At 52.0% G+C, this 11,923-nt stretch carries 8 protein-coding genes; all 8 read left to right on the plus strand.

Going from position 1 to position 11,923, the window contains the following annotated elements; genetic code table 11:
• The first annotated feature begins 33 nt into the window (after positions 1-33).
• Positions 34-1,215 (plus strand): phosphoglycerate kinase, encoded by a 1,182-nt coding sequence (locus GYMC10_RS01090; protein WP_012818437.1) that lies wholly within the window; start codon positions 34-36, stop codon positions 1,213-1,215.
• Between the two features lie 79 nt (positions 1,216-1,294).
• Positions 1,295-2,047, plus strand: coding sequence for a triose-phosphate isomerase (gene tpiA / locus GYMC10_RS01095; RefSeq protein WP_012818438.1), 753 nt, complete (start codon positions 1,295-1,297; stop codon positions 2,045-2,047).
• Positions 2,048-3,592 carry a 2,3-bisphosphoglycerate-independent phosphoglycerate mutase gene (gene gpmI, locus GYMC10_RS01100; RefSeq protein WP_012818439.1) on the plus strand — a complete coding sequence of 515 codons (1,545 nt, stop codon included), beginning with the start codon at positions 2,048-2,050 and terminating at the stop codon, positions 3,590-3,592.
• Between the two features lie 49 nt (positions 3,593-3,641).
• Positions 3,642-4,931 (plus strand): phosphopyruvate hydratase, encoded by a 1,290-nt coding sequence (gene eno / locus GYMC10_RS01105; RefSeq protein ID WP_009593642.1) that lies wholly within the window; start codon positions 3,642-3,644, stop codon positions 4,929-4,931.
• 562 nt (positions 4,932-5,493) lie between these two features.
• Complete coding sequence (locus GYMC10_RS01110) at positions 5,494-7,344, plus strand: S-layer homology domain-containing protein (RefSeq protein ID WP_012818440.1); 1,851 nt, start codon at positions 5,494-5,496, stop codon at positions 7,342-7,344.
• Positions 7,345-7,644: 300 nt separating this feature from the next.
• On the plus strand, positions 7,645-9,429 hold the full coding sequence (locus GYMC10_RS01115) for a sensor histidine kinase (RefSeq protein WP_012818441.1): 1,785 nt from the start codon (positions 7,645-7,647) through the stop codon (positions 9,427-9,429).
• A gap of 73 nt (positions 9,430-9,502) precedes the next feature.
• Positions 9,503-10,315, plus strand: a complete 813-nt coding sequence (locus tag GYMC10_RS01120; protein ID WP_012818442.1) for a response regulator — start codon at positions 9,503-9,505, stop codon at positions 10,313-10,315.
• 152 nt (positions 10,316-10,467) lie between these two features.
• A complete protein-coding gene (locus tag GYMC10_RS01125; protein WP_012818443.1) occupies positions 10,468-11,799 on the plus strand; it encodes an ABC transporter substrate-binding protein in 1,332 nt (443 codons plus the stop codon).
• Positions 11,800-11,923: the final 124 nt, after the last annotated feature.

Raw genomic sequence — 11,923 nt, forward strand, 5'->3', positions numbered from 1 at the left:
GAGGAGAATAGTTTTCTTAGGAGGAACGTGGAGATGAACAAGAAAAGTGTACGTGATGTAGAAGTAAGCGGCAAACGGGTGTTTGTCCGCGTCGATTTCAATGTACCGCTCGAAGATGGTAAAATTACAGACGACACTCGTATTCGCGAGACTTTGCCGACGATTAAGTATCTGGTGGAGCAAGGAGCGAAAGTCATCCTGGCCAGCCACATGGGTCGTCCCAAAGGAGAGGTCGTAGAATCTTTGCGCCTGACTCCGGCGAGTCAGCGTCTGTCGGAACTGCTCGGCAAACCGGTAGCCAAAGCGGATGAAGCGGTAGGAGAAGCCGTTAAAGCTCAAGTCGAGAAGCTGCAAAACGGCGATGTGCTCGTACTTGAAAATGTTCGTTTTTACCCTGGTGAAGAGAAGAATGATCCGGAACTTGCGAAGCAATTCGCTGAGCTGGCCGATCTGTTCGTGAACGACGCGTTTGGTGCTGCTCACCGCGCGCACGCTTCGACAGAGGGGATTGCTCATCATCTTCCGGCCGTATCGGGATTGTTGATGGAGAAAGAGCTGTCCGTTCTCGGCAAAGCCCTTTCGAATCCGGACCGTCCTTTTACCGCCATCATCGGTGGATCGAAGGTTAAGGATAAAATCGACGTGATCGACAACCTGCTTACGCTTGCTGACAATGTCATCATCGGCGGTGGACTTGCTTACACGTTCTTCAAAGCTCAAGGCCATGAAATCGGTCAATCTCTGCTTGATAAAGAGAAGCTTGATGTGGCACTCGGTTTCATCGAAAAAGCCAAAGAGCTGGGCAAAAACTTCTACCTGCCGGAAGATATCGTCGTTACGGACGAATTCAGCGCAGACGCGAATACCAAGGTCGTTGATATCGACGGCATCCCAGCCGATTGGGAAGGCGTTGACATCGGTCCTAAGACTCGCGCCAAGTATGCAGAAGTGATCAAGAACTCCAAACTTGTCGTGTGGAACGGTCCTATGGGCGTATTCGAAATCGCTCCGTTCAGCAACGGTACTCGTGAAGTGGCACAGGCCTGTGCGGAAACGGAAGCTTACACGATTATCGGCGGCGGCGACTCGGCTGCAGCAGCGGAGAAATTCGGCCTTGCCGACAAGATGGATCACATCTCGACAGGCGGCGGTGCATCTCTTGAGTTCATGGAAGGCAAAGCACTTCCTGGTGTTGTGGCACTGAACGATAAATAGAATGAGGAATTACATTGGATAGCAAGTGGATGAAGTTTGGACCCTGGAGAATCTTCGGGGGAATAAAGGAGTGAATCGTGTGAGAACACCTATCATAGCTGGTAACTGGAAAATGTTCAAAACTGTTCCGGAAGCAACTTCATTTATTGAAGATGTGAAAGGCAAAGCGGAAGTAGAAGGCGTGGAAAGCGTGATCTGCGCGCCGTTTACCAATCTTCCTGCATTGGTTGAAGCGGCAAAGGGCACGAACATCAAAATCGGTGCACAAAATCTTCATTTCGAAGACAATGGCGCCTTTACGGGTGAAATCAGCGGCTTGATGCTGAAAGACCTGGGCGTGGACTACGTCATTATTGGACATTCCGAGCGCCGTCAGTATTTTGCTGAAACCGATGAGATCGTGAACAAGAAGGTACATGCGGCATTCCGTCATGGTCTTCTTCCGATCGTATGCGTTGGCGAGAAGCTGGAAGAACGCGAAGCCGGCCAAACCAAAGACGTGTGCAAAGTACAAACGGAAGCAGCGTTCGCAGGTGTTCCTGCTGATCAAGCGGTTCATGTCGTTATTGCTTACGAGCCAATCTGGGCAATCGGAACGGGCAAATCCTCCACGGCAGAGGATGCGAATGAAGTCATCGCCTATATTCGCGAACTCGTTAAAGGCCTGTACGGCGAAACCGTTGCAGACCAAGTCCGCATTCAATACGGCGGCAGCGTGAAGCCTGAAAATGTAGCGGAGTATATGGGACAAAGCGACATCGACGGCGCGCTCGTTGGTGGTGCAAGTCTACAACCGGCTTCCTACATCGCACTCGTTGAGGGGGCGAAGTAAATGTCTGCTCCAAAACCCGTAGCTCTGATCATCATGGACGGTTTCGGGCTTCGCAACACCGAGGTGGGCAATGCGGTCGCTCAAGCGAACAAGCCTAACTACGACCGGTATTTGAAGCAATATCCGAACACCACGTTGACCGCTTGCGGCGAAGCCGTAGGCTTGCCGGAAGGTCAAATGGGGAACTCCGAAGTGGGTCACTTGAACATCGGCGCAGGCCGGATCGTGTATCAGGATTTGACCCGCATCACGAAGTCGATTCGCGAAGGAGAATTCTTCGAGAACGAAACGCTGGTGGAAGCCGTTCGCGCTGCCAAGAACAACAACAAGAAGCTGCATCTGTACGGGCTGGTATCCGACGGTGGCGTTCACAGTCACATTGAGCACATGTTTGCGATGCTGGATCTTTGCAAGAAGGAAGATTTCCATGACGTATACATCCATGGTTTCATGGATGGACGCGACGTGGCACCGGACAGCGGCAAGCAGTTCGTTAAGGATCTGATTGCGAAGATTGAGGAAGTGGGGGTTGGCCAAATCGCTACGCTTTCCGGTCGTTACTACGCAATGGACCGCGACAAGCGTTGGGACCGCGTCGAGAAGGCTTACCGTGCGATGGTGTACGGCGAAGGCCCTAAATATACGGATCCGCTGAAAGCCATCACCGAATCCTACGAGAAATCGGTTTATGATGAATTCGTAGAGCCGACCGTCATGGTAAATGGCGCGGGAGAACCGGTAAGTCTGGTGGAGAGCGGAGATTCCGTCATCTTCCTGAACTACCGCCCTGACCGTGCGATCCAGCTGTCACAAGTGTTCACGAACAAAGATTTCCGTGGTTTCGATCGCGGACCGAAGTTCCCGCAAAGCTTGCATTTTGTCTGCTTGACGCTGTTCAGCGAGACGGTGGAAGGCTTCGTCGCCTACAAGCCGAAGGATCTGGACAACACGCTGGGCGAAGTGTTGGTTCAGCACAACAAGAAGCAGCTTCGCATTGCGGAAACCGAGAAGTACCCGCACGTGACGTTCTTCTTCAGCGGCGGACGCGATGTTGAGCTTCCAGGCGAAACGCGCGTATTGATCAACTCGCCGAAAGTGGCGACGTACGATCTGAAGCCGGAGATGAGCGCCTATGAGGTGGCGGATGCCTGCGTGAGAGAAATCGAAGCGGATAAGCATGACGCGATCATCTTGAATTTCGCGAACCCGGACATGGTTGGTCACTCCGGTATGCTGGAGCCTACCGTTAAAGCGGTAGAAACCACCGATGAGTGCGTTGGCAAAGTGGTGGATGCCGTTCTTGCCAAAGGCGGCGTGGTTATCATTACGGCTGACCACGGAAATGCGGACATGGTATTCGATGAGAATGGCCGTCCATTTACCGCGCATACCACGAACCCGGTTCCGTTCATCGTAACGGATGAGAACGTAACGCTGCGTGAAGGCGGTATTCTGGCCGACATCGCGCCAACGATTCTTGATCTGATGGGGCTGCCGAAGCCTGACGAGATGACGGGAACCTCCATGATTGCAGCACGTAAATAAGTAGTTCATAATGGAACATAAACATAACATTTCAAAGGAGACTATACACATGACTATTATTTCTGATGTATATGCACGCGAAGTCCTTGACTCCCGCGGCAATCCAACCGTAGAGGTTGAAGTATACCTGGAATCCGGTGCAATCGGTCGCGCTATCGTTCCATCCGGCGCTTCCACTGGCGTTCACGAAGCTGTTGAGCTTCGCGACGACGACAAATCCCGTTACCTGGGCAAAGGCGTTCTGAAAGCCGTTGAGAACGTGAACGAAATCATCGCTCCTGAAGTGATCGGCATGGACGCTCTGGACCAGCTCGGCATCGACAAGCTGATGATCGCTTTGGACGGTACGCCAAACAAAGGCAAATTGGGTGCGAACGCCATCTTGGCCGTATCCATGGCTGTAGCTCGCGCTGCTGCTGATGCTTTGGATCTTCCGCTGTATGTATACCTTGGCGGATTCAACGCCAAACAACTTCCAGTGCCTATGATGAACATCGTGAACGGTGGCGCTCACGCGGACAACAACGTTGACGTACAAGAATTCATGGTATTGCCTGTTGGCGCACCTAGCTTCAAAGAAGCTCTTCGCATGGGCGCTGAAATCTTCCACAACCTGAAATCCGTTCTGAAGGGCAAAGGCCTGAACACGGCGGTTGGTGACGAAGGCGGCTTCGCTCCTAACTTCACGTCCAACGAAGATGCACTGTCTTCCATCATCGAAGCGATCGAAAAAGCCGGCTACAAGCCAGGCGAAGATGTATTGCTGGGTATGGACGTTGCTTCCACCGAGTTCTTCAAAGATGGCAAGTATGTTCTGGAAGGCGAAGGCAAATCCTTCACGCCGGCAGAATTCGTTGACCTGCTCGCTTCTTGGGTAGACAAATACCCGATTGTAACCATCGAAGACGGATGCTCCGAGGACGATTGGGAAGGTTGGAAATTGCTCACCGAGAAATTGGGTAACAAAATTCAACTCGTGGGTGACGACCTGTTCGTTACGAACACGGAGCGTCTGGAAAAAGGCATCAACGAGGGTATCGGTAACTCCATCCTGATCAAAGTTAACCAAATCGGTACATTGACTGAAACTTTCGATGCGATCGAAATGGCAAAACGCGCAGGATACACGGCTGTCATCTCCCACCGTTCCGGTGAGTCCGAGGACAGCACGATTGCTGATATCGCAGTGGCTACTAACGCGGGTCAAATCAAAACGGGTGCTCCTTCCCGTACCGACCGTGTTGCGAAATACAACCAATTGCTTCGCATCGAAGACCAATTGGGCGAGCTTGCTCAATACAACGGCTTGAAGTCGTTCTACAACCTGAAGCAAAAATAATTGAAATAAGAGAAAGCCCGGCTCCTGTTTTAGAGGGAGCTGGGCTTTTTTGCATTCATTTGAGATCTGCGGGGTTAGGGCTGCACACTCTGTTATCGTGCCGTGGGGCGGTGCGTATATCGTCTCCGGTCGCTGTTAAAATCGGGAAGCTGGAATGGGATAAGCTGGGGAAGCTTCCCGATTTTAAAGGCGAACGCGCTGCTCCTCCACCGATATACGCACCTGAGCAGGGGGGGAGGCGTGCAGCCGATTGTGAGTATTTCATAGCAGTGCAAAGAAGAAAGCTCAGCTCTGTGAAGTCACATGAGCCGGGCTTTTGGGCGTGGGAGAAGAAGAGATCGAAGGCTGCACACTCTGTTATCGTGCCGTGGGGCGGTGCGTATATCGTCTCCGGTCGCTGTTAAAATCGGGAAGCTGGAATGGAATAGGCTGTGCGACGGCCGGGATACTCTAGTAGATCTACAAGCCTATCTTTTTATAGTTCAAGTTTCCTATATTTGCCGTTATAATGATGAAGACGGAAGTTATAGGAAAAATACTAGAAGTAAGGTGGCTTGAATCTATGAAACGATCACTCCAACGATCGAGAAAATGGCTGATTCTGCCTGCGGCTATGCTGATCGCAGCAGTCTTATCGGCCCCCGATGCCCATGCGGCTGACGTTCAGCAGCTGACGGGAGATCGAACGAAGCAGGATATCCTGAATAAATGGCAGCAGTACAAACCCATGGATACTGGCACATCCTACATGGGGCCTGAACGAATTTACATGGAATCGCCAAGCGTCGCCGTACCCTATAAGGCAGGGACGATAAAACCGGAATATATCGAGGACGGCCTTCGCGCCGTCAACTTTGTAAGATACCTATCCGGCCTGCCCGATGACGTGACAGCCAACCCTTCGCTTGCAGGGCAGCAGCAGGCGGCAGCGCTAGTAAACGCTCTGCATCAAAAGCTGAGCCATTATCCAACCATGCCGGCCGGCATGGACGATTCGCTGTACGCTTCAGCGAAGGAAGGAGCGAGGACAAGCAACCTTTACGGGGGCAGCCCGACCTTTTATGACAATGTCCTTGGTTATATGGCGGATAGCGGTACTACGAATATCGACCGCGTCGGACACCGCCGGTGGATCATCAATCCGGAGATGAAACAGACCATGTTCGGCATGGTACATAACGCCAACAACGTTGCCTATGCGTCGATGTACTCGATGGACAAGGGCCGCCCGGCTTCCGAAGTTCAGTATGATTACATCGCCTGGCCGTCTGCAGGATATTTTCCGGAAGAGGTTTTTAAGACAAACGATCCATGGTCGGTGTCGTTGAACCCGCAAAAGTATGACCGGACAAGAACGGATCAGATTCAAGTGAAATTGACCCGTGTCAGGGACGGGAAAGAGTGGAGCTTTGACAAAAGCGACAACGATAAATCGGGCAAATATTTCAATGTGCAGACCAGCTATTACGGCGTGCCGTTTGCCGTCATTTTTAGGCCTGACGGCATAGGCGATTTTGCGTCGGACGATGCCTTCACCGTTCAGATCACGGGTCTATATACCGCTTCCGGAAGCGCGGCACAGGTCGAGTTCACCACGACGTTTTTCAAAATGATGCCTGGTTTGTTGGCCCGCTACGATATTCAGCTTCAAAAGGGGGAAACCCTTCAAATGGGCCTCACCGACGGACTGCAGACCAGCGGCAATACGTTCAAAAGCGGAGATAACCGGATCGTGGAGATTGATGCAAACGGCAAGGTCAAAGCCGTAGGCAAGGGATCGACATGGATCTCTGTCAATGATTATCTGGAGTCAAGAAGCCGGGTCTACGTTAACGTGAATGATGGTCCGGCTGATGGCAAAGTGAGTAACTGGGCTCAAGCGGATTACATGAAGGCAAAAGCGAATGGCATTATCGGCTGGCCGTTTGACCGATCCTATCAGCAGCCGATCACCAGGGTGGAGTTTACGGAGATGGCGGTACATATGATCGAGACCATGCTGGGACAGGATCTATATAAGGATGTCACCGACGTTAAGACCCCGTTTAAGGACGTCGATGATTGGACCGTGACGTGGGCAAGCCAAAACGGTATCATCAACGGCACATCGCCTCAATCCTTCTCGCCGCGAGCGACCATCACCAGAGAACAGGCTGCCGCGCTGATCCTTCAGGTGTATGCCAAGACGAATGAACTGAAAGGCAGACCGGCATCAACCGGATCCGTTTCGGCTTCTCGATTTGCGGACGACAGCAGCATCTCGCCATGGGCGAAGGAACAAGTATACCAAGCGACTAACCTCTCTTTAATGAACGGCATGGCCAAGAATCAGTTCAACCCGAAAGGGGAGCTCACCTTCGAGCAGACGTATGTGCTGCTGCTAAATTGCTTTGAAATGCTGATGGAAAAGTAAGTCCTTAAATTCGATATCAAACGCAACACGCATGATCGAGAGTGGCTGACCTCGACGTTAGCGGGCGTGATCGTTAACGCGCTTGAGCACGAAATGCGTTGATGCAATCGATGAGGACCAAGCTCTCTCGGAGAGTTTGGTCTTTTTTGTCTGATAAAAATAGAACAAATCTACACATCCACTATGCCTGCGCCCAGCATCAACCGCACATATCCATGCAATTTCAGACATTGCCATTCTCAAGCGAACCGGTGCTGATATAATTGAAGAACAAGCGAGCGAAAAGGAGAGTGCGGGAGGGTGCTGAACCGAATACGATCCCTGTTTCCACACAAGCTGAAATACCGTCTGTTTGCCGCGTTCGTTCTGGTCATACTGCTGCCTTTCGGCATTTTGAATTTGTACAACTACCAGCGGATCGAGACCTTGGTCCAGGAGAAAATCAGCCAGCAAAGCCACAGCCAGCTGGAGCAGATGTATCGAACGCTGGAGGATCAGTTGAGCGTAGCCTTCAAAACGCTGATATTTCTGGAGCAGGATTCGACGGTGGCCTCCGTGCTGACCCATCCCGGGCAGCGGCAGGGGCTCGAGAACAAAAACCTGATGGAGGAGAAGTTCAAAAATTTGAACAACAGCTTTTTCCTATATAATCCGTCGGTCTACTTCACGATTCTCGACTTTTATGGCAACGCTTACACTTCTTATTCTCCCAGGGAGGCGCTCGATTACAGGAAGCTTCGGGACAACCCTGGCTTTGATAGGGATCAGATGGAGGGCGTGTCGTATCATTGGGTTTCGAGTGATGCCAACTACGTGCTGCGGGATATCTCGACGAGTCCTTACCTGCTGTCGCTGTACGCTTACATGGAAACTCCCCGCAACAAGCCGTACGGCATGGCCCGGATCAGCATCGATTACTCCTTCTGGTTTCAATCGGTATTGAAGCAGTCGACGCTGCGACAGGAGTATTTTTTGATTACAAGCGCTGGGGAGAACGTATCCCAATCGATCTTGAACAGCAGTCTGACCGGCGAGGTGAAAGCCAGGATTGCGGCCGAGCCCAGGCAGAAGTATTTTATCGATAAGGCCTCCAACACCCTGGTGAATTACATTTACGTGGAATCGCTGGATTGGTATATCGTGAACCGGATACCGCTGACGGTGCTCTTTAACGAGATCGAGGAGCTGAAGCGCCAATATTTCATGACCTTTTTCCTGCTGACCGGCGCTTTCCTCATCATGACCTTCATTATTGCCGCCACGATTACCCGGCCGTTATCCCATTTGCAGAATAAGATGAAGGCGGTTGTCCGCAACAATCTGAAAATCCGGCTGCCGGAGCACAAGTTCCGGGGCGAGATTCTGGAACTGACGCAGACGTTCAATTCCATGCTCAACGACATGGATGTGCTGATTCAGCGATTGAAGGCCGAGGAAAGGCAGAAGGAAGCGGTGCATTTTCATATGCTGCTGGCTCAGATGAACCCCCATTTTCTGCTCAACACGCTAAATACCGTCAAGTGGAGTGCCATTCGCCACGGGAATGAGGATATCACGAATATCACACTGTCTCTGGGCAAGCTGCTGGAGGCGAGCCTGAATACGGAGAAGGATCTGGTGCATTTGAAGGATGAAATCGAGCTGGTGCAGGCCTACGTCCATATTCAGCAGGTGCGTTATAATCACCGTTTTGACGTGACCTTTGCGTATGATGAGGACATCCTCTATGCGCTTGTACCCAAGCTCTGTCTCCAGCCGCTCGTGGAGAATGCCATTATACACGGAATCGGGCCGCTGTCGGAGCAGGAGGGTCTCATTGAAATTACGGTTACCCGGGAGGGGCCGAATCGATTGGCGGTGGAGATCAAGGACAACGGCGTCGGCATGGAGCAGTCCCGGCAGGCGGGCGGAATGCGTAAACGTCCGGGTATCGGTCTCAACAATGTGCAAGAGCTGCTGCGGCTGCTATTTAAAGAAGAGGGCAGCATGGAGATTATATCTTCGGAGCGGGGAACGCGGATTCGATTTTCTATCCCGCTGTTAATCTCAACGCCTTATCAGAACGATCACTTGATTTCATCATAACGGGCAGATTATTCGTTTCTGGCCTGTGTAGGCTTGGATTCGGATTTTAAAAAGCTTCGAGGAGGGGAGACCTATGTGGAAGGTGCTGCTGGTGGAGGATGAGGTGTTTGTGCGAGAGTCCGTGCGGGAGATCATCGCGTGGGAGGAGCTTGGATTCAAGGTGGCGGGAGAGGCAGGCAACGGCGCCGAGGCGCTGGAGATGATCCGGAGCAATCCGCCCGATCTCGTGCTGACCGATATCGTGATGCCGGAGATGGACGGCGTGGAGCTCCTCCGCAGAACCCGGGAGGAAGGGTATGCCTCGAAGTTCGTGATGCTGACCTGCATGAGTGAATTCGAGTATGTCCGGCAAGCGATGGAATACGGGGCATCCAACTATATCCTGAAGCTGTCGATGAGCGTGAATACGCTGAGGGAGACGCTGCACAAAATGAATGCCGAGCTGACCAAGAGTAACCCGAGCCCGAACCCAAGCCAACCTGTTTCAATTCCGGTCGCGTCCACGGAGACGGTGCCGCCACAACCGGCGCATCATGCCTCCCCCGAGGAAATCACGACGCACCCGGAAGTACAGAAAATATTGCAGTACATCCATGAGCACTACGAGCAGGACATTACGGTAAAATCGATGTCGGGCTACGTGATGATGGGCGAGAATTACGTCAGCGCGCTCTTCAAGAAAAAGACCGGACGCACCTTGATTCATTATTTGCACCAGGTCCGGGTGGATAAGGCCATCGCGTATTTACTTCAAACCGACCTCCCTGTTCACGAGATCGGCCTTCGGGTGGGGTTCGTGAACGACAATTATTTTATTAAAATATTCAAGCGGTTGACCGGCTTCACGCCGAGCAAATACAGACAACACGGCAAAGACGCTAAATAGAACGATTCTATGCAAGGCATAGGATTCGCCGAAACAGGAATTCCATCGTTTTGTTCCATGATCTGAATGGATATGTAGCTTAAAAGCGGCTCCCGTTCCCTGCTACGATGAGAGTGCATCACACCAATATGATTCTTGGGGAGGTCTCTAATGTGAGAAATAAAAAAGGATGGGCGATGCTTCTCATCGGCGTATTGCTAATGGGTCTTCTTGCAGGCTGCGGCGGCAAAACCGCATCATCCGCGAATGAGGGACAAGGAACGGACAATTCGAAAGCGCCTTCATCCGGCGATCCGGTCAAACTAACCATGTGGGGCGGCGTACCGCCGGAGGCCGGACCGCAAGAGGTCATCGACGCGTGGAATGCCGAGCATCCCGATATTCAAGTCGAGTATGTCCGCTACGTCAATGACGATGACGGGAACCTGAAGCTCGATACAGCCATGATTACAGGGCAGGATGTCGACCTGTTCGTGAATTACACGCTTTCCCAAACGTCCAAACGGGTGGAGTCCAATTTGGCCTTGGATCTGAGCCAATTCGACGATTACAATATCGACGAGAAAATGGGGCCCGACGCTGAAGGCTGGAAAATCAACGGGAAGTATTACGGGATGCCGACCACGAAAAGCGCCTTCTTTGTCGCGCTGAACAAGGATGCCCTTGATGCGGCCGGCCTGCCCGTTCCGAAGGACTGGACGTGGGATGAACTGCGCGAATATGCCAAGAAGCTCAAAGTCGGCAATAACTACGGATTTATTCAAAATATGGAGCCGTTCGTCGATCCGATTGATTCGGTGTTATCGCAAGAGGGGTACACCAAGGCGGACGGAACTTCGAATCTGGACCACCCGCTGGTCAAAAAATGGCTGGAAACCCTGAACGTCATGATGAAGGATGACAAGACCACGCCGCCGCTTGGAGAGCAGCTGACTTCCAAAATGCCGGTGGAGCAAGTGTTCCTGAGCGGGGAAGTGCCTATGCTGAATATCGGGGCTTGGCTGCTGCGAAGTTCGAATAACTTTACGGATTTCCCGCGCGACTTCACTATCGCGTTCGCTCAAGTGCCAAGACTAACGGACAGTGCGGACAGTTACGTGACAAGGGGCGGCCTCGGTGATTACATCTCCATTAATGCCAAATCCAAAAAACAAGCGGAAGCTTGGGAATTCCTGAAGTGGTATGCGGACGGAGGCATGGCTCCTATGGCCGCGGGCGGAAGATTGCCGGCTTCGAAGGACGCCGATCAGGAAGAGGCGTTAAATAACCTGCTCGGCGATAAGAAAGACACGTATGACCTGGATTCCTTGATGCACGTCATGTTCGAAGACAAAACGCCTACGTACGTTAGGAGCTTGCCGCAAGAGGTGATGGATATGCGCGCACAGGAGTATGAGAAGTATTTCCTTAACGCCCAATCGCTCGATCAAACGCTGGAGGCCATGGTGAACCGGCACAATACGTTTTTAAAAGAAGGCAAATAAGGGGATATCGGCACCAATAGAAGGGGACTATCGCTTCGGGCGGCGTTCCCCTTTTTGTTCGGCTTCGACACTGCCTATCTCGGCATGACCCGGGCAGGGGAGTTGATTGCCGCTTTTTTCTCAT

Source organism: Paenibacillus sp. Y412MC10, assembly GCF_000024685.1.
Lineage (GTDB): Bacteria > Bacillota > Bacilli > Paenibacillales > Paenibacillaceae > Paenibacillus_AQ > Paenibacillus_AQ lautus_A.

What these genes read in the sequence shown, in the direction of transcription:
- GYMC10_RS01090 (WP_012818437.1), top strand. Translation starts at nt 34, where the DNA reads ATGAACAAGAAAAGTGTACGTGATGTAGAAGTAAGCGGCAAACGGGTG.
- gpmI (WP_012818439.1), top strand. Translation starts at nt 2,048, where the DNA reads ATGTCTGCTCCAAAACCCGTAGCTCTGATCATCATGGACGGTTTCGGG.
- eno (WP_009593642.1), top strand. Translation starts at nt 3,642, where the DNA reads ATGACTATTATTTCTGATGTATATGCACGCGAAGTCCTTGACTCCCGC.
- GYMC10_RS01110 (WP_012818440.1), top strand. Translation starts at nt 5,494, where the DNA reads ATGAAACGATCACTCCAACGATCGAGAAAATGGCTGATTCTGCCTGCG.
- GYMC10_RS01120 (WP_012818442.1), top strand. Translation starts at nt 9,503, where the DNA reads ATGTGGAAGGTGCTGCTGGTGGAGGATGAGGTGTTTGTGCGAGAGTCC.